We start from the raw sequence: 17,612 nt of genomic DNA, 5'->3' as shown, positions 1-17,612 counted from the left end.
ACGCATCTGAATGCAATAAGGACATTGCACATGCTGCCAACACCTGCGAATACAAACTCTCCTGCCGTGACATTTACCCCGGCGCATCGGCTGGACGCACTGGTGGAACACACCGCTGACCTGGACAAGGCCGAGGTCTTGCAAAGGTCCATTCCGGACTGGCTGGCCAACGCCGACCTGGCCCAGGCGCAAGCGCTGAAGACAGCCTTTGAGCAGGCCCATGTTTGCCACACCCGGGCGCGCGAGGCGCTCGACAGGCTGAAGCCGCTGGATGTGTTCTGCAAGGAGCAATTGACCGACTTGCTCAAAGCCAAGTGGACAGTCGAGTTCGATGTCGAGCGCGATACGCTGGAGGTCAGCACCACTTCGATTACTTCGACAAGCATGTTCCCCGTCGATTGGACTGGCACCGTCACCACCCAATCCCGCAGTCTGCTCCACGCCGCCATGGAGAACTTCACCCTCGGCGAAGCTGGCACGAATGGATTTTCCAAAGAATCGTTGATTCGCATCAATGGCAAGCCTCAGACAGCAACAGTCATCACCCCTGCGCACTTCGCCACGTTGTGCCGCGAACTGGACCTCGGTGGCCGTTACCAGCAACACATTGACCAAGCATTGGCGCTTCCCCCCAGAACCCTGGTTGACAGCGCTGCCAACTCAGCGGCTTCGGCTGCTGACATTCGGCGCCTGAAATTGCTCGATATGCAGGTCGCCGTGCACATCGCCTACATGAAAAAGGACATCAGCGCCGCAGCTCATGCCCTCCTGAACAGCGTGATCACGCAAGATGTTCCGGTGGCAAGCATCCGAAACGCGCTGTTCGATGGCGTACCGGTGATGTGGCAGGGCTTGATGATTCATGACGTTTGCATCTCGGGTGCGCTGGTGTTCAGCAATCAGTCGATCGATACCCACGCACAGGCGAAATGCATCGTCTACATGCCGAACGAGCCCCGTCGACCGCTGTATGAATACGCCTCGCTGGACGAGTTCAAGGTTTACCTGACACTCAAGTTGCAAACCAAAAGCTACCGAGCGGTGTTCGCCAGGCAATACCTTTGCGGTCACGATAAGACGAAGTTCTTTACCGCTTTTGACAAGGACAAGGCATTAGGTCCTTTGGCGACCATGCCAGCGACCTGTCCTTCGGATTTTTTCTTCAGTGCTTTCATCGAAAAGACCCAGCAGGATGCGCAAGTGTTGGCGGTGCCGACAGAATCGGTCGATGAACAACAACGGGAGAAAACACGTAAAACGCTGATGGAGGCGAGCCTGGTCCTGCTCAACGCAGCGTCGTTCTTCGTTCCTGTACTCGGGGAGTTGATGGCCGCGGCGGCCATCGTCGACATTGCCGGCGAGGTGTATGAAGGGGTGCAGGACTGGACGCACGGCCAGCGCACCGAGGCCTTGTCGCATTTACTCAACGTCGTGGAAAACGTCGCGCAGATGGCCGCGTTTGTGGTGGGCGGCAAGGTGGTGACGTCTGCATTCAGTCGAATCGCAGGCGAACAGGCGACCTTTTTCGACGGTTTTGAGGCGGTAACCGGTCGTCATGGCGAACCAAGGTTATGGAAACCCGACCTGAAGGCCTACAAACAGGCAACGCCACCGGCAGCGACACTGCGACCTGATTCGAACGGCCTCTACAAGGACGGCCAGCGCACGTTGATCCTCATGGACGGGGCGCCGTATCGCGTCTCGCAAGATCCTGCGACGAAAGCGTGGCGCGTCGACCATCCCGTGCGCCAGGATGCTTTTCAGCCCACTCTCGTACGTCACGTCGAAGGAGGCTGGCGCCATATCCATGAACACGTATACGAATGGCCAAGCGGTTATGCGCTCAAACGGCTCAGCCCTGGCCAGACCGGGCTGAGCCACAGCGACATCGTGAGCATTGGCGCCATCACCGACCTGTCACCGGCGCTTGTGCACCAATTGCACGAAGCAAATTTGCCCTTGCCGGCACGGATCAAGGACTGCATCGAGCGGTTCAAATTGAATCAGGGTATCAATCTGCTGATCAGGCGAATGGAGCGTGGAGAATTCTTCGGCACAGCCCATTTGCAGGAACAACTGCATACGTTGCCGACATTGCCCGGTTGGCCCAAGGAGCGATTCATCGAGGTCGTCGACGATAAACAGCAGTTCGTCTCGCGCCACCCGCAATCGGCGACGGTTGATGAGGCCAACCGCGTGCCTGTCAGCGAGTCCGAGCTGAAGTCAGGAAAGTTGCTGGAGACCGTGATCAATGGCCTGTCTTCCAAGGAAGTCGAAGGCATCATCGGCGCCACGACAGAGTCCAAACCCGCGCTGCTGGCGCAAAAAATCGGCACGGCGCTGAAAGGCAATCGCCGGCCCCTGATGGAGCAGCTGTATAAAACCTACGATGGCATTGCCACTGGCGACGTTGCAACGTTGTGCGACCAGGTTACCGACCTTCCGGTGCGCGTGGCCGAGGAGCTGTTTAGCAATGCCTCTGGCAGAGACCGTAGCCTTCTTCGTGAGCGCAGGATCCTGGGGCTGGATCTGGCGCAACAGGTCAGTGAGGCACAGTTTGCGATCAGGCAGGATCGTGCCCTCACCGGGTTTCGCCTGCCGTCTCTGGCCAATGACGATACCGACAACCTGGCACTCAGGTTCATGGATCGACTGCAAGGCTGGGACGACGGGTTTCGCCTGGAAGTACGCCAGGGATCAAGCACCGGCACCTTGCTCGACAGCGTTGGCCAGGCCACTGCACCCGCGAAGGGCGTGATCGTCAAGACGGCTTCGGGCTATCAAGTCAGCCAAGGCACTGGCACCACGCTCACTACACGTAGCAGCGAGCGCCTGCTCGATTCGATTTATCGCGCATTGCCGCAAACCCAGCGCACCCGCATGGGCTTGTCCGGGATCGAGGCGCAGGATGTTTCAAGGTTGCAGACCCGTCTGTTGGTGGCAACATCACGGGATCCGCTACGCACCGCACGGATGCTGCGCAATGAACGCACAGAGCTGGCGCAACATTTTTCCAGCTGCGTACAGGCTGACCCGCCTGCGGCAAACGTCTATGCACAAGCCTTGATTCGCAAAGTCAGAAAGCTCTATCCGTATTTCAGCGATGCCCAGGTTTCGTCTTTTCTCGACGCGGCAGGCAGCACCCAAACGTTGCGGGTAAACGGCATCAAGGCGCTCGAGCAGCAGCTCAAGCAACTGCGCGAGGTCCTGCGCAACTGGTGCGCCGATGACGAACAAATGAAGAAGTTGCCCGGGCAACTCAACGACCTGCGAGTCAGTCGTCGTCAGGTGGCCGATGCCATCGAAAACTGCTGGCGCCGGGTCGCGCCGCCGAGATGGCCGCAGGATCAGCCCTACACAGCGCTCAATCTTCAGCGCAACCCGGTCGGCCAGATGCCGACGCTGACCGAACAAGACGTTGCGCATGTACGCAGCCTCGCTATCACGGACATGGAAGCAGGTGATGAGTTGGCCTATTTCCTGAGGCCGTTCAAAGGGTTGGTCACCCTGGAGCTGGACCGCAATCGGCTGACGCGGTTGCCTGAAATACTGTCGCATATGCCCGACCTTCAGCATTTGAGCCTGAACGGCAATCAAGTGGCGCTGACGGAGCACACGTTGCGCAAACTGGCCGACATGCGCACGTTGCGCACGCTTTCGCTCAGCGGCAACCGTCTGGGAGCCACGCTGGATGTCAGCCAAATGGCCAACCTGCAGGCCTTGATTCTCAGCGACACACACGCCACCGAACTGCCTGCGGGATTTGACCGCTTGCCGTACCTCAACAGAGTCGACTTGCGCGGTAACCAGATTCGAGAGTTGCCGGACTGGCTGTTTGATGTGCCGCAACGCTTCGCCCAATTCATCAACCTGCGATACAACCCCTTGTCCGCAGCCAGTCGCGCGAAACTGCAGTCTTACCGTGACAGGACCGGTATCGGCATGGGGTTCATGGCGGACGATGCCAAGGTGACCAGTGAACAGGTCGCCAGGGACTTCTGGATGCCCGATTCACGGGAAGCTGATTACACCCGGCGCAACCGCACATGGCTGGCGCTGAAGAATGAGCCTGCGTCGCCGGGACTCTTCCAGTTGCTGGCCGAGGTGGGGAACTCGGCGGACAGCCGTTTTGTGCATGAAGACATGACTCGTCGGGTATGGAACGTCATTGACGCGACAGCCGCTGATTCGGCGTTGCGCGAGCGGTTGTTGGCGCTGGCGGTGAAGGCCAACTGTACGGATTCCGCGGCATTGATTTTCAGTCACCTTGAAGTGGCGGTCGAAATCGACAAGGTGGTGAAGGCGTCTGCCAATGCTCACGATGAAGCCGCTCGACTGTTGAGCCTTGGGCGAGCTTTGTTCTGCCAGGACACCCTAGCCGGGATTGCCGAGGAACATGCGCGGGCCAACCCCAGGCTTGATCCCGTGGAAGTGGAATTGGCCTACCGAACCGGTTTGGCCGAGCGGCTGGAGCTGGTCGGCCAACCTCGGCATATGCGTTACGCATCGCTCAGCGGTGTGACGCAGGCAAACCTGGACACTGCTTACGCCCGAGTGACCACGGCATTATTGTCGCCGGCGTTGCTGCGGGATCTGAGCACGCGTTCATTCTGGGTCGACTTCTTGCGTAAGCATCACGCTCAACGTTTGAATCGCCTCGCCGCACCCTTTCACGTGCGAATGCAGGCGGCCTTCGAAGGCGAGGCGACGCTGGGCACGCGCTATCGCGCCCATGTCGATGGCATCATGGATCAGTTGCAGCAGGCCGAGACCACGTTGCTGGAGGAACTGACCACGCAGGCGCTGGCGGCGGACGAGACGAAAACCTGTTTTATCCTCGATTGAGCGTCTCAGGCCTTGCCGCGAATCAATCGGCGCAAGGCAAAACGGTTCGGGTGGCAGGCTTCGGCCACCGCCCTGGGCAGAGGCAGCGGTTCGTTATCCAGCCAGGCGGCGAGCAATTCGCCGGACAGCGGCGCGGTGATCAAACCACGTGAGCCGTGACCGCTGTTGACGTACAAGCCGTCGAGCCATGGGCATTCGATGTCCGGCACTTGCCGGGCATCCTTGGCGAGTGCCGCATAGGCCTGGGCGAAAGCCTGACTGTCGGCCAACGGGCCGACAATCGGCAGGTAGTCGGGGCTGGTGCAGCGAAACGCCGCCCGACCCTGGAGGCTTTCCGGGGCAAGCGTGTCGGCCCCCAGTCGCGTGACCAGATCGTGGGAAATCTCTTCGAGCATGGCCAGGTTGCCCTGGTGTTCGGCGATGGTCGGAGTCAGGTCGTCGCTCTTGAAATCGAAACTGGCGCCGAGGGTATGTTCGCCATGGCGCGCGGGGGCCACATAGCCTTCGGCACATACCACCGTGCTCAAGGCCTGGCTTTGCGGGGTTTGCGCCAGGCGGGTGATTTGCCCGCGAATGCGTTTGAGCGGCAATTCTGCGCTTTCGGCGAAGCGTTGAATCTCGGCGGCACCGGCCAGCACGACCACGGGGGCGCTGGCGAGCAAGCGCTCGCCGTCCCACGCTTGCCACTGGCCGTCGACCTTGCGCAGTTGCACGGCATCGTGGTGTGTCAGTATTTGAATGTTGTGCTGTGCAACCTGCGATTGGCACAGCGCCGGAGGATGCACCCAACCACCTTCGGGAAAGTACATGCCGCCGTGCGCCAGTCCGATCCCCGCCAGCGCCTGGGCCTGGGGCTGATCGATCAGGTGCAGCAGGTCTGCGGGAAACGCCTCGGCCAATTGCGCCTGTCGTTCGGCTTCCCTGGCATTGAACGCCAGTTGCAGCACGCCGCAATCGTCCCAGTCAGTGCCACGTTGCAAGTGCTCCAGCAGTCGTCGGGTGTAGCCGAAACCGCTGACGATCATTTGCGACAGCGCGGTGCCGTGCGCCGATAACTTCAGGTAAAGCACACCCTGTGGATTGCCGGAGGCCTCCTGGGCAATGTCGGCGTGGCGCTCCAGCACGCTCACTTGCCAGCCTCGCGCTGCAAGACTGGCGGCGCTGGCGCAACCGGCCAGACCGGCGCCGATCACCAGTGCCCGGCGTTCACCCGTCAGCGGTGCAGGGCGGGCAAACCAGGGTTTGGCCGGGATTGGCGCAGCAACCTCCTGCGGCCACCCGAGGAATTCTCCACGCAGGATTTCCCATTTATGGCCGATGCCCGGCGTGCGTTTCATCTTGAAGCCCGCGGCGTTCAGCAGTCGCCGAACCCAACCGGTACTGGTGAAGGTACTGATGGTCGAGCCGGGAGCAGCCAATCGTGCCAGTTCGACGAACAGTTCGGCGGTCCACATGTCAGGGTTTTTCGCCGGGGCAAAACCGTCGAGAAACCAGGCGTCGATTGGCCCGTCCAGTTGCGGCAGTTGCTCCAGTGCATCGCCGATCAGCAAGGTCAGCGTGACCCGGCCGTTGGCCAGTGTCAGGCGCTGAAAGCCTTGATGGATGGCCACGTACTGCGCCAGCAGTTGATCGGCAAATACCTTGAGCTGCGGCCATAGTGCCAGGGCGCGTTGCAGGTCGGCGAGGCTCAATGGATATTTTTCGACACTGACAAAATGCAGCCGCGCATCGGGCGCCGCATGTTGCTCGAACACCTGCCAGGCACAGAGAAAATTCAGCCCGGTACCAAACCCCGTTTCGCCAATCACCAACCGGCCACCGGGTGACAACGCGGCAAAACGTTCTGCCAGACGATTCTGTTCGATGAACACGTAGCGGGTTTCGTCCAGCCCCGACTGATCGGAGAAATACACATCGTCGAACACACGCGAATACGGACGACCTTGATCATCCCAGTCGAGCTGGGCGTGGGGCAATACAGGTTTCATGGCAGGCTCGGCAACGGCAAGGTGGCCATTCTAGCCGATCACGGGCGTGGCGCTTGATCCGCCTTTGTGGCGAGGGAGCTTGCTACGCCTTTGTGGCGAGGGAGCTTGCTCCCGCTCGGGTGCGAAGCAGCCGCCAATGTTTTTGGCGACAGCTACGCTGTCCAGCGCAAGCAAGCTCCCTCGCCACAGGTTTCTCGCGGCTGCGAAAATTGGATTTGTCTCACGCAAGAGAGGTCCATCCGCTAGTCTTGCTCAAATCTGCAAGGGAGCCGTTCATGTTCGAATCCGCTGAAATCGACCACGCCATCGACAAAGAAACCTACGACGCCGAAGTGCCGGCGCTGCGCGAAGCCTTGCTCGAAGCGCAATTCGAGCTTCAGCAGCAAAAACGTTTTCCGGTGATCATCCTGATCAACGGCATCGAAGGCGCCGGTAAGGGCGAGACGGTCAAATTGCTCAACGAGTGGATGGACCCGCGCTTGATCGAGGTCCGCACGTTCGATCAGCAAACCGATGAAGAACTGGCACGCCCCCCGGCGTGGCGCTATTGGCGGATGCTGCCGGCCAAGGGGCGCATGGGGGTTTTCTTCGGCAATTGGTACAGCCAGATGCTGCAGGGCAGGGTACATGGCGAATTCAAGGACCCGCGCCTGGATCAAGCCATCAATGGCGCCGAGCGCCTGGAAAAGATGCTCTGCGATGAAGGCGCAGTGATCGTCAAATTCTGGTTCCACCTCTCCAAGAAACAGATGAAGGCGCGCCTCAAGGCGTTGGCCGACGATCCCTTGCACAGTTGGCGCATCAGCCCACTGGACTGGCAGCAATCGCAGACCTACGACCGTTTCGTCAAGTTCGGTGAGCGTGTCCTGCGTCGCACCAGCCGTGACTATGCGCCGTGGCACGTCATCGCTGGTATGGATGCACGCTATCGCAGCCTGGTAGTGGGCAAGATTCTGCTCGAAAGCCTGCGAGGTGCCTTGCAGCGGCCGCAGATCCATCCGGACAAAGTCAGCGCTGCGCCGGTGTTGCCCAGTGTCGATCAAGTCAACCTGCTCGACAGCCTGGACCTGACCCTGCACCTGGAAAAAGACGATTACGAGGAACAGTTGGTGACCGAGCAGGCGCGGCTTTCCGGGTTGATGCGGGACAAACGCATGCGCCGGCACGCCCTGGTCGCGGTGTTCGAAGGCAACGACGCAGCGGGCAAGGGCGGGGCGATCAGGCGAGTGGCGGCGGCGCTCGATCCACGTCAATACAACATCGTGCCGATTGCCGCGCCCACTGAAGAAGAGCGTGCACAGCCATACCTTTGGCGCTTCTGGCGACACCTGCCGGCACGGGGCAAATTCACCGTGTTCGACCGCTCATGGTATGGCCGGGTGCTGGTGGAACGTATCGAGGGTTTTTGCAGCCCGGCGGACTGGTTGCGCGCCTACAGTGAAATCAACGATTTCGAAGAACAGATTGGCGATGCCGGGGTGGTCGTCGTCAAGTTCTGGCTGGCCATCGACAAACAGACTCAAATGGAACGCTTTCAGGAGCGCGAAGAAATTCCTTTCAAACGTTTCAAGATCACCGAGGATGACTGGCGCAATCGGGAAAAGTGGGACGACTATCGCGCCGCTGTCGGCGACATGGTCGACCGCACCAGCACCGAAATCTCGCCGTGGACGTTGATTGAAGCCAACGACAAGCGCTGGGCACGGGTCAAGGTGTTGCGCACGATCAATCAGGCACTGGAAGAAGCGTTCAGGAAATCCGATAAACACGCCAGCAAGGCCAACAAGGGCAAGAAGTGAGGCGATGGTTGCGCATACGCGGGGTGAATGATTGTCGCGGTTGGTAATTGGGTGGGCTTATGCTCGGGCCACTCTCAACCGACAACAACAATGAGGTAATGCCATGCGTGAAGTGGTGATCGTCGACAGCGTGCGGACCGGCCTGGCCAAATCCTTTCGCGGCAAGTTCAACCAGACCCGTCCGGACGACATGGCAGCGCACTGCGTCAATGCCTTGCTGGCACGCACCGGCATCGACCCGGCCAGCGTCGAGGATTGCATCGTCGGCGCCGGCTCCAATGAAGGCGCCCAGGGTTACAACATCGGGCGCAACGTCGCGGTGTTGTCGCGTCTTGGCATCGGTACCGCCGGCATGACCTTGAATCGCTTCTGCTCGTCAGGCTTGCAGGCGATTGCCATCGCTGCCAACCAGATCGCTTCCGGTTGCAGCGACATCATCGTCGCCGGTGGGGTCGAGTCGATCAGCCTGACCATGAAAAGCGTCAACACCGATAACCTGATCAACCCGCTGCTCAAGGAACAGGTGCCGGGTATTTATTTCCCGATGGGCCAGACCGCCGAAATCGTCGCCCGCCGCTACAACGTCAGTCGTGAAGAGCAGGATCTGTACGCCCTGCAAAGTCAGCAACGCACCGCCCAGGCACAGGCTGCCGGGTTGTTCGATGATGAAATCGTGCCGATGGCGGTGAAGTATCGCGTTGAAGACAAAGCCACCGGGCAGGTGCAGATTCTCGACGGTGTCGTCGATCGCGATGACTGCAACCGTCCCGACACTACGCTGCAAAGCCTGGCCGGATTGAATCCGGTTTTCGCTGAAGATGGTTCGGTGACGGCGGGCAACTCGTCGCAATTGTCGGACGGCGCGTCCATGACGATGGTGATGAGCCTGGAGAAAGCCCTGGCGCTTGGCTTGAAGCCAAAAGCGTTTTTCCGAGGATTCGCCGTGGCCGGCTGCGAACCGGATGAAATGGGCATCGGCCCGGTGTTTTCGGTGCCGAAACTGCTCAAGGCCAAGGGCTTGCAGATGGCCGACATTGACCTGTGGGAACTCAACGAAGCGTTTGCCTCGCAATGCCTTTACGCGCGCAATCGGCTGGAGATCGAGAACGACAAGTACAACGTCAACGGCGGCTCAATCTCCATCGGCCACCCGTTTGGCATGACCGGTTCGCGTCAGGTCGGGCACATCGTTCGCGAGTTACAGCGGCGCAATCTGCGTTACGGCGTGGTGACCATGTGCGTGGGTGGCGGGATGGGGGCGACCGGGTTGTTTGAGGCGGTTCGGTAAACGCCTCGGATTTTGTCATGACTGTTAAATAGCTATCGCCAGCAGGCTAGCTCCCACAGGATCTGATGGGCGACACAGATCCTGTGGGAGCTAGCCTGCTGGCGATGAAGGCGACTCGGTTTATCCATTCGTCGCCATATTTTTCATCCGCTCTATATAAGCATGAATCTCCCGCGCAGCCGCCTCGACATTGGCAAACGGCCCCTCGAGGGTGTTTTCCCGGGTGCTGAAATACAACTCCCCATTCACTCGACATAACCGATCACTGCGAAAGTGCAGGCCGGGAGCGTTGTCCTGGGCGCGCATGCCATACATGGCGAATCTCCTGAAAGTGTCCTGTGGATCCAATCAGCTTATGCAAGAACCACTTGCGGCGCCTATCGATCCGATCAGCGGCAGTTCGTCAATCAAGCGTTGCGACCTGCACAGTTTCATTCGCGGCCAGACGCCAACTGTGCCTGTGTACTGCGCGCCGGTGCGCCTAGAATGCCGTTACTTGTCATCGGGTTTCGGGGTTTGCATGCACATTTCATCGGGTCGCTGGGTCTACGGTTTGTTTCTGGCCCTGCTGACTGCGTTGCTGTGGGGAATCCTTCCCATCAAACTCAAGCAGGTCTTGCTGGTGATGGACCCGGTGACGGTCACCTGGTTTCGCTTGATGGTGTCCGGCAGCTGCCTGTTCCTGTATCTGGCGGCGACCAAACGCCTGCCGAGCCGCAAAGTGCTCGGGCCACGCGGCGGCTGGCTGGTGTTGATGGCGGTACTGGGGCTGGTGGGCAACTACGTGCTGTATCTGATGGGGCTCAACCTGCTCAGCCCCGGCACCGCGCAACTGGTGGTGCAGATGGGGCCGATCATGTTGTTGATCGCCAGCCTGTTTGTCTTCAAGGAGCGTTTCAGCCTGGGGCAGGGCATTGGCTTGCTCGTGCTGCTGATTGGCTTCGTGCTGTTTTTCAATCAGCGTCTCTCTGAGTTGCTCACGTCGCTGAGCGATTACACCGCCGGTGTGTTGCTGGTGCTGCTGGCGTCCACGGTCTGGACCTTTTATGCCTTGGGGCAGAAGCAGTTGCTGACGGTGTGGAACTCGCTGCAGGTGATGATGGTGATCTATCTGTTCTGCGGGCTGTTGCTGACGCCGTGGGTGCATCCACTCGAAGCACTGCAATTGAGCCCGTTGCAAGGCTGGTTGCTGCTGGCATGCTGCATGAACACCCTGATTGCCTACGGCGCGTTTGCCGAAGCACTGGCGCATTGGGAAGCATCGCGGGTCAGTGCCACGCTGGCGATTACACCGTTGGTGACGTTTGCGGCGGTTGCCCTGGCCGCCTGGTGGTGGCCGGACTATGTGCATGCCGAGACCATCAATGGTCTGGGGTATGGCGGGGCAGTGCTGGTGGTGTTGGGTTCGGCGCTGGTGGCGTTGGGGCCTTCGTTGATTGCCGGGCTGAAGGCGCGGAAAATGCGGATGGCGGCCGGTTAGACCGCGTTATCGTTCATCGCGGGCAAGCCACGCTCCCACAGGATCAAGGCGATCACAATATCAGTGAACGACACAAAACCCTGTGGGAGCAGGCTTGCCCGCGATGACGGACTTGCAGGCGCTACCAATCTCAGCCCTTGGCCCCGGCCTCCAGCATATTCTCCGGCCTTACCCACGCATCAAACTCTTCATCGGTCAGATACCCCAATTCCAGTGCCGCCTCGCGCAAGGTCAACCCTTCGGCGTAAGCCTTCTTGGCAATCTCCGCCGATTTGTCATAACCGATGTGCGGGTTCAGCGCCGTCACCAGCATCAAGCCTTGCTCAAGGTGTTCTGCCATTTTCTCGGCATCCGGCTCAAGGCCTGCTATGCAATGCTGCTGGAAGTTGCTGCAGCCATCGCCGAGCAAGCGGATCGATTGCAGCAGGTTGTGGATGATCACCGGTTTGAACACGTTCAACTGCAAGTGCCCCTGACTGGCGGCAAAACCGATCGCCACGTCATTGCCGAGCACCTGACAGGCGAGCATCGACAGCGCTTCGCACTGGGTCGGGTTGACCTTGCCGGGCATGATCGAGCTGCCCGGCTCGTTGGCCGGTAGCTTCACTTCGGCAAAACCGGCACGCGGTCCGGAACCGAGCAGGCGCAAGTCGTTGGCGATCTTCATCAGCGTCACGGCGAGGGTTTTCAGTGCCCCGGACAGGGTCGTTAGCGGCTCGTGCCCGGCCAGGGCGGCGAATTTGTTCGGTGCGGTAACGAACGGCAGGCCGGAAAGCGCCGCCAGTTCAGCAGCGATGGCTTCACCGAAACCGTGCGGTGAGTTCAGCCCGGTACCGACCGCCGTACCGCCCTGGGCCAGTTCACACACCGCCGGCAGCGCGCTGCGAATGGCCCGCTCGGCGTAATCGAGTTGCGCTATAAAAGCCGAAACTTCCTGGCCGAAGGTGATGGGTGTGGCATCCATCATGTGCGTGCGCCCGGTTTTCACCAGCTTCATGTGACGCGCTGACAGTTCAGCCAGCCCGCCCGACAGTTCGCTGATCGCCGGCAGCAAATGGTGCTGCACTGCCTGCACGGTGGCGATGTGCATGGCGGTGGGGAAGCAGTCGTTGGAACTCTGGGAACGATTGACATGATCGTTGGGGTGCACCGGAGATTTGCCGCCGCGCGGATTGCCCGCCAGTTCGTTGGCCCGGCCCGCAATCACTTCATTGACGTTCATGTTGCTCTGGGTGCCGCTGCCGGTTTGCCACACCACCAGCGGAAACTGATCGTCATGCTGGCCGGCGAGTACCTCATCCGCCGCTTGTTCGATCAGCCGGGCGATGTCGGCGGGCAGGTCGCCGTTGCGGTCGTTGACCCGTGCCGCCGCTTTCTTGATCAGCGCCAGACCGTGCAGCACGGCCAGCGGCATCTGTTCGTTGCCAATGGCAAAGTTGACCAGCGAGCGTTGTGTCTGTGCGCCCCAGTAGGCCTCCTCCGGGACTTCAACCTGGCCAAGGCTGTCGGTTTCGATACGGCTCATCGGTCACACTCCTGTAAGTCTGATTGCGCAGTTTAGGCCGTGATCGCCGGCCGGGGTTCCATCTGTCTCGCTTGCAACCATTGAACCCCTCTAAATCAGGCGCGACAAGGCTTGGGGTTGAGTGACAGCGTTTTTTAGGCGCAGAATGGACGTCCTTGGGGTTTTACCTCGCCTGCTAGAAAAGGAAACTCGATGACTCGTCTTCGTGCCATCTGTACCGCGGTTGCATTGGTTTGTGCCAGCGGCCAGGTTTTTGCCGACACCGCCAGCCACAACGCCAGTGCCGAGGCCTTCCTGACCCTGGCGCATGCTGACAAATTGGGCACTCCGGTGTACATGCAAGTGCAGCAAATGTTTGCTCAACGCTTCCAGCAAACCAAAGCCCCGGACTCGAAAAAAGCGGTACTGGAAACCTACCAGGCCAAGGCCAACGCCGCCCTGGACCAGGCCATTGGCTGGAACAAGCTGAAGCCGGACATGGTCAAGCTCTACACCACCAACTTCACTGAGTCGGAACTCAAGGACCTGGTGGCCTTCTACAAATCGCCATTGGGCAAGAAAGTCCTGGAAAAAATGCCGCAACTGACCCAGCAATCGGCCCAGATGACCCAGGCCAAGCTGGAAAGCGCGGTACCTGTCGTCAACAAACTGCTGGCCGACATGACTGCCGAGCTGGAGCCCAAAGGCGCCGCTGCGCCAGCCAAGGCCAAGCCTTAAGCGGAGTTCTGTATGACCATGCAACAACGCATCGAATCGACGCTGGGCCTGCTTCAGCCCCAGCATCTGCAGGTGCTCGATGAAAGCCACATGCACAGTCGCGGGTTACAGACGCACTTCAAGGCTGTAGTTGTCAGCCAGCAATTCGAAGGGCTGAACCGGGTCAAGCGCCACCAGAAAGTCTACGGCACGCTCGGCGAGCTGATGGGCGAGTTCCATGCGTTGGCGCTGCATACCTACACGCCTGAAGAATGGGCACAGATCGACGCGGCGCCGGCCTCGCCGACCTGTGCTGGCGGCAGCCATTGATGTGATGGGCTGAAGAACTGTGGCGAGGGAGCTTGCTCCCGCTGGACTGCGAAGCAGTCCCGGAACCTGCAACGGCGTTTTGTCTGAAAGAGTGCAGTCGCCAGCAATACGACTGCTTCGCAGTCCAGCGGGAGCAAGCTCCCTCGCCACATCGTCGTCCTAAACAGCACGGTTTTTTGTTAGAATGCCCAACGCGCCGCTCACCCGGCGCGTTTTTTTTCGCATCCGGTTCACCCCTTACGAGGGTAGCCACCTGGAGATTCATCCATGACACAACAGATTGTCGTGGCGGCACTGTATAAGTTCGTCACCCTGGAAGATTACGTCGACCTGCGCGAGCCACTGCTCAAGGCAATGGTCGACAACGGCATCAAAGGCACTCTGCTGATCGCCGAAGAAGGCATCAACGGTACCGTGTCCGGTAGCCGCGAAGGCATCGACGGGCTGATGGCCTGGCTCAAGAACGACCCGCGCATGGACGACATCGACCACAAAGAGTCGTACTGCGACGAACAGCCGTTCTATCGCACCAAAGTCAAACTCAAGAAAGAAATCGTCACCCTCGGCGTCGAAGGCGTGGACCCGAACAAAAAGGTCGGCACCTACGTTGATCCGCAGGACTGGAACGCACTGATCAGCGATCCCGAAGTGCTGCTCATCGACACGCGCAACGATTACGAAGTCTCGATCGGCACCTTCGAAGGCGCCATCGATCCGAAAACCACCAGTTTTCGCGAATTCCCCGACTACATCAAAGCCAACTTCGACCCGGCCGTGCACAAGAAGGTCGCCATGTTCTGCACCGGCGGCATTCGCTGCGAAAAGGCTTCGAGCTACATGCTCAGCGAAGGCTTCGATGAGGTCTATCACCTCAAGGGTGGCATCCTGAAGTACCTCGAAGAGGTGCCACAGGAAGAAACCAAGTGGCAGGGTGACTGCTTTGTGTTCGATAACCGCGTGACCGTTCGCCATGACCTGAGCGAAGGTGATTACGATCAATGTCATGCCTGTCGCACGCCGGTCAGCATCGAGGATCGCGCCTCCGAGCACTACGTAGCCGGTATCAGCTGCCCGCATTGCTGGGACAAACTGAGCGAGAAAACCCGGCGCAGCGCCATCGATCGGCAAAAGCAGATCGAACTGGCCAAGGCCCGCAACATGCCTCACCCGATCGGCTACAACTACAAGCAAGCATCATCTTCCGAGGCCTGAACCATGTCTGCGCGCCTGCTCTATGTGATGGACCCGATGTGCTCCTGGTGCTGGGGCTTTGCTCCGGTTGCAAACGCATTGGTAGAGCAGGCGGCGGCCGCCGGAGTGGAGGTGCATCTGGTAGTGGGCGGTTTGCGCACCGGCAGTGGCGCCGCGCTGGAACCGACCACCCGGCGCTATATCCTTGAGCACTGGCAGGCGGTCACCGAGGCTACCGGCCAGCCGTTCAAGCGTGAGGGCGCGTTGCCTGACGGTTTTGTCTACGACACCGAACCTGCCTGCCGTGCGCTGGTGACGGCTCGCAACCTGGCGCCGGATTGTGCCTGGAAACTGCTCGGCCTGATTCAACATGCCTTTTATGCTGAAGGTCGCGATGTCACGCGCGCCAGTGTCCTGGTGGAGCTGGCAGAACAGGCCGGTCTGCCGCGCATCGAATTCGCAGCAGCGTTTGATCGTGCCGATACGCATGCCGCGACGGCTGCCGACTTCACCTGGGTCCAGGACCTGGGCATCGCCGGTTTCCCCACGTTACTGGCTGAGCGAAACGGGCAATTGGCGTTGCTGACCAATGGCTATCAGCCTTTGAGCGTTTTGTCCCCGCTGCTCGGCCGCTGGCTGGAGCGCGCTGCCTGTGCATGACCTGCCCGACGAAGCCGTAACCGCTAAACGTGTCGACCGCTTGAGCTGGGCGGAAATCCGTCGTCTGGCGCTTCATCACAAGAAATCGCTCTGGATCGCCAACGGCGTTGCCGTACTGGCGACGCTGTGCAGTGTGCCGATCCCGTTGCTGCTGCCGTTGCTGGTCGATGAAGTGCTGTTGGGGCACGGTGACGCCGCGCTGAAAATCATGAACCTCGCGCTGCCTGAGGTTTGGCAAAAAGCCGCCGGTTACATTGGCCTGATGCTGGTGGTGACCCTGGCCCTGCGTTGCGCGGCGTTGCTGTTCAACGTGCTTCAGGCGCGGTTGTTCGCTGCCCTGGCCAAAGACATCGTCTACCGCATTCGCATCCGCCTGATCGAACGCCTCAAGCGTATTTCACTGGGTGAATACGAAAGCCTGGGCAGTGGCACCGTCACCACTCATCTGGTCACCGACCTGGACACGGTGGACAAGTTTGTCGGCGAAACCCTCAGCCGCTTCCTGGTGGCCATGCTGACCCTGGTCGGCACCGCCGGGATTCTGATGTGGATGCATTGGAAACTGGCGCTGTTGATTTTGCTGTTCAACCCGTTGGTGATCTACGCCACGGTGCAGTTGGGCAAACGGGTCAAACACCTGAAGAAACTCGAGAACGACAGCACCTCGCGATTCACCCAGGCGCTGACCGAAACCCTGGATGCCATCCAGGAAGTGCGCGCCGGCAACCGTCAGGGCTTCTTCCTCGGTCGATTGGGGCTGCGGGCCAGGGAAGTTCGCGATTACGCGGTCAATTCCCAATGGAAAACCGACGCCTCGAACCGGGCCAGCGGTCTGTTGTTCCAGTTCGGCATCGATATCTTTCGCGCCGCCGCCATGCTCACGGTGCTGTTTTCCGACCTGTCGATCGGCCAGATGCTCGCGGTGTTCAGCTACTTGTGGTTCATGATCGGTCCGGTCGAACAACTGCTGAACCTGCAATACGCCTTCTACGCGGCGGGCGGTGCGCTGTCGCGCATCAACGAGCTGCTGTCGCGCGCCGATGAGCCGCAATACCCCAAGGGCGTCGACCCGTTCACCGGACGCGAAACTGTCGGTATCGAGGTGCAGGGCTTGAGTTTCGGTTATGGCGACGAGCTGGTGTTGAACCAGATGAACCTGTCTATCGCCCCCGGTGAAAAAGTGGCCATCGTCGGTGCCAGCGGTGGCGGCAAGAGCACGCTGGTACAGTTGTTGCTGGGCCTGTACACGCCGCTGGCGGGAACCATTCGCTTCGGCGGCTCGACCCAGCAGGAAATCGGCCTGGAAACGGTGCGGGAAAACGTCGCGGTGGTCCTGCAGCATCCGGCGTTGTTCAATGACACGGTGCGCGCCAACCTGACCATGGGCCGCGAACGCAGCGACGAGGCCTGCTGGCAGGCCTTGGAAATCGCCCAATTGCACGCCACCATCCATGAACTGCCCAACGGCCTGGACAGCATCGTCGGGCGGTCCGGCGTGCGTTTGTCCGGCGGTCAGCGCCAGCGCCTGGCCATCGCGCGGATGGTCCTGGCTGAACCGAAAGTGGTCATTCTGGACGAAGCCACCTCAGCGCTGGACGCCGCCACCGAATACAACCTGCACCAGGCATTGGCGCGGTTCCTCAGCAACCGCACCACGCTGATCATTGCCCACCGGCTATCGGCGGTAAAACAGGCAGACCGTGTGCTGGTGTTCGATGGTGGGCAGATTGCCGAGGATGGCGATCACCAGCAGTTGATTGCCGACGGCGGCTTGTATGCCAAGTTGTATGGGCATTTGCAGCAGCACTAG

At 60.0% G+C, this 17,612-nt stretch carries 12 protein-coding genes; 9 read left to right on the top strand and 3 right to left on the bottom strand.

Features of this window, described 5'->3' with window-relative positions; all coding sequences use genetic code 11:
• Positions 1–30: 30 nt before the first annotated feature.
• The gene (locus D8U18_RS22275) at positions 31–4,845 is read left to right on the top strand and encodes an NEL-type E3 ubiquitin ligase domain-containing protein (RefSeq protein WP_131108418.1); all 4,815 of its coding nucleotides are present in this window, start codon (positions 31–33) and stop codon (positions 4,843–4,845) included.
• A 5-nt stretch (positions 4,846–4,850) separates the two neighbouring features.
• Here D8U18_RS22275 and mnmC read toward each other — a convergent pair whose 3' ends face one another.
• The gene (gene mnmC, locus D8U18_RS22270) at positions 4,851–6,833 is read right to left on the bottom strand and encodes a bifunctional tRNA (5-methylaminomethyl-2-thiouridine)(34)-methyltransferase MnmD/FAD-dependent 5-carboxymethylaminomethyl-2-thiouridine(34) oxidoreductase MnmC (protein ID WP_131108417.1); all 1,983 of its coding nucleotides are present in this window, start codon (positions 6,831–6,833) and stop codon (positions 4,851–4,853) included.
• A gap of 275 nt (positions 6,834–7,108) precedes the next feature.
• On the opposite strand from mnmC, the gene pap reads away from it, so the two are divergent.
• Both pap and D8U18_RS22260 read left to right on the top strand, forming a co-directional pair.
• Positions 7,109–8,632 carry a polyphosphate:AMP phosphotransferase gene (gene pap, locus D8U18_RS22265; RefSeq protein ID WP_131108416.1) on the top strand — a complete coding sequence of 508 codons (1,524 nt, stop codon included), beginning with the start codon at positions 7,109–7,111 and terminating at the stop codon, positions 8,630–8,632.
• 103 nt (positions 8,633–8,735) lie between these two features.
• Positions 8,736–9,920 carry a thiolase family protein gene (locus D8U18_RS22260; RefSeq protein ID WP_131108415.1) on the top strand — a complete coding sequence of 395 codons (1,185 nt, stop codon included), beginning with the start codon at positions 8,736–8,738 and terminating at the stop codon, positions 9,918–9,920.
• Between the two features lie 120 nt (positions 9,921–10,040).
• Here the strand turns inward: D8U18_RS22260 and D8U18_RS22255 are convergent, their stop codons facing one another.
• On the bottom strand, positions 10,041–10,235 hold the full coding sequence (locus D8U18_RS22255; RefSeq protein WP_056856475.1) for a DUF6316 family protein: 195 nt from the start codon (positions 10,233–10,235) through the stop codon (positions 10,041–10,043).
• 205 nt (positions 10,236–10,440) lie between these two features.
• Between D8U18_RS22255 and D8U18_RS22250 the strand changes: the two genes are divergently transcribed.
• Positions 10,441–11,400: a DMT family transporter gene (locus D8U18_RS22250; RefSeq protein WP_056856474.1), complete on the top strand. Its 960-nt coding sequence runs from the start codon at positions 10,441–10,443 to the stop codon at positions 11,398–11,400.
• 130 nt (positions 11,401–11,530) lie between these two features.
• Here the strand turns inward: D8U18_RS22250 and D8U18_RS22245 are convergent, their stop codons facing one another.
• Positions 11,531–12,925, bottom strand: a complete 1,395-nt coding sequence (locus D8U18_RS22245; RefSeq protein ID WP_056856473.1) for a class II fumarate hydratase — start codon at positions 12,923–12,925, stop codon at positions 11,531–11,533.
• A gap of 192 nt (positions 12,926–13,117) precedes the next feature.
• On the opposite strand from D8U18_RS22245, the gene D8U18_RS22240 reads away from it, so the two are divergent.
• The 5 genes from D8U18_RS22240 to D8U18_RS22220 all read left to right on the top strand — a co-directional run bounded on the left by D8U18_RS22240 (position 13,118) and on the right by D8U18_RS22220 (position 17,612).
• The gene (locus D8U18_RS22240; protein WP_056856472.1) at positions 13,118–13,642 is read left to right on the top strand and encodes a DUF2059 domain-containing protein; all 525 of its coding nucleotides are present in this window, start codon (positions 13,118–13,120) and stop codon (positions 13,640–13,642) included.
• 12 nt (positions 13,643–13,654) lie between these two features.
• A complete protein-coding gene (locus D8U18_RS22235; RefSeq protein ID WP_056856471.1) occupies positions 13,655–13,951 on the top strand; it encodes a BolA family protein in 297 nt (98 codons plus the stop codon).
• Positions 13,952–14,218: 267 nt separating this feature from the next.
• Positions 14,219–15,163 (top strand): rhodanese-related sulfurtransferase, encoded by a 945-nt coding sequence (locus D8U18_RS22230; protein WP_056856470.1) that lies wholly within the window; start codon positions 14,219–14,221, stop codon positions 15,161–15,163.
• A gap of 36 nt (positions 15,164–15,199) precedes the next feature.
• Positions 15,200–15,802, top strand: coding sequence for a DsbA family protein (locus tag D8U18_RS22225; protein ID WP_177336610.1), 603 nt, complete (start codon positions 15,200–15,202; stop codon positions 15,800–15,802).
• Entirely contained in the window at positions 15,795–17,612 is a 1,818-nt protein-coding gene (locus D8U18_RS22220; RefSeq protein WP_056856468.1) for an ABC transporter ATP-binding protein, read from the top strand. The genes D8U18_RS22225 and D8U18_RS22220 overlap by 8 nt, the downstream gene beginning before the upstream one ends.

The sequence above is a fragment of the Pseudomonas sp. Sample_10 genome (assembly GCF_004321495.1).
Classification (GTDB): Bacteria; Pseudomonadota; Gammaproteobacteria; order Pseudomonadales; family Pseudomonadaceae; genus Aquipseudomonas.
This window is presented reverse-complemented; position numbering and strand designations above follow the sequence as displayed.

Excerpts from the sequence above, each read along its gene's own strand:
- D8U18_RS22275 (WP_131108418.1), top strand. The coding sequence starts at position 31 with ATGCTGCCAACACCTGCGAATACAAACTCTCCTGCCGTGACATTTACC.
- mnmC (WP_131108417.1), bottom strand. The coding sequence starts at position 6,833 with ATGAAACCTGTATTGCCCCACGCCCAGCTCGACTGGGATGATCAAGGT.
- pap (WP_131108416.1), top strand. The coding sequence starts at position 7,109 with ATGTTCGAATCCGCTGAAATCGACCACGCCATCGACAAAGAAACCTAC.
- D8U18_RS22260 (WP_131108415.1), top strand. The coding sequence starts at position 8,736 with ATGCGTGAAGTGGTGATCGTCGACAGCGTGCGGACCGGCCTGGCCAAA.
- D8U18_RS22255 (WP_056856475.1), bottom strand. The coding sequence starts at position 10,235 with ATGTATGGCATGCGCGCCCAGGACAACGCTCCCGGCCTGCACTTTCGC.
- D8U18_RS22250 (WP_056856474.1), top strand. The coding sequence starts at position 10,441 with ATGCACATTTCATCGGGTCGCTGGGTCTACGGTTTGTTTCTGGCCCTG.
- D8U18_RS22245 (WP_056856473.1), bottom strand. The coding sequence starts at position 12,925 with ATGAGCCGTATCGAAACCGACAGCCTTGGCCAGGTTGAAGTCCCGGAG.
- D8U18_RS22240 (WP_056856472.1), top strand. The coding sequence starts at position 13,118 with ATGACTCGTCTTCGTGCCATCTGTACCGCGGTTGCATTGGTTTGTGCC.
- D8U18_RS22235 (WP_056856471.1), top strand. The coding sequence starts at position 13,655 with ATGACCATGCAACAACGCATCGAATCGACGCTGGGCCTGCTTCAGCCC.
- D8U18_RS22230 (WP_056856470.1), top strand. The coding sequence starts at position 14,219 with ATGACACAACAGATTGTCGTGGCGGCACTGTATAAGTTCGTCACCCTG.
- D8U18_RS22225 (WP_177336610.1), top strand. The coding sequence starts at position 15,200 with ATGTGCTCCTGGTGCTGGGGCTTTGCTCCGGTTGCAAACGCATTGGTA.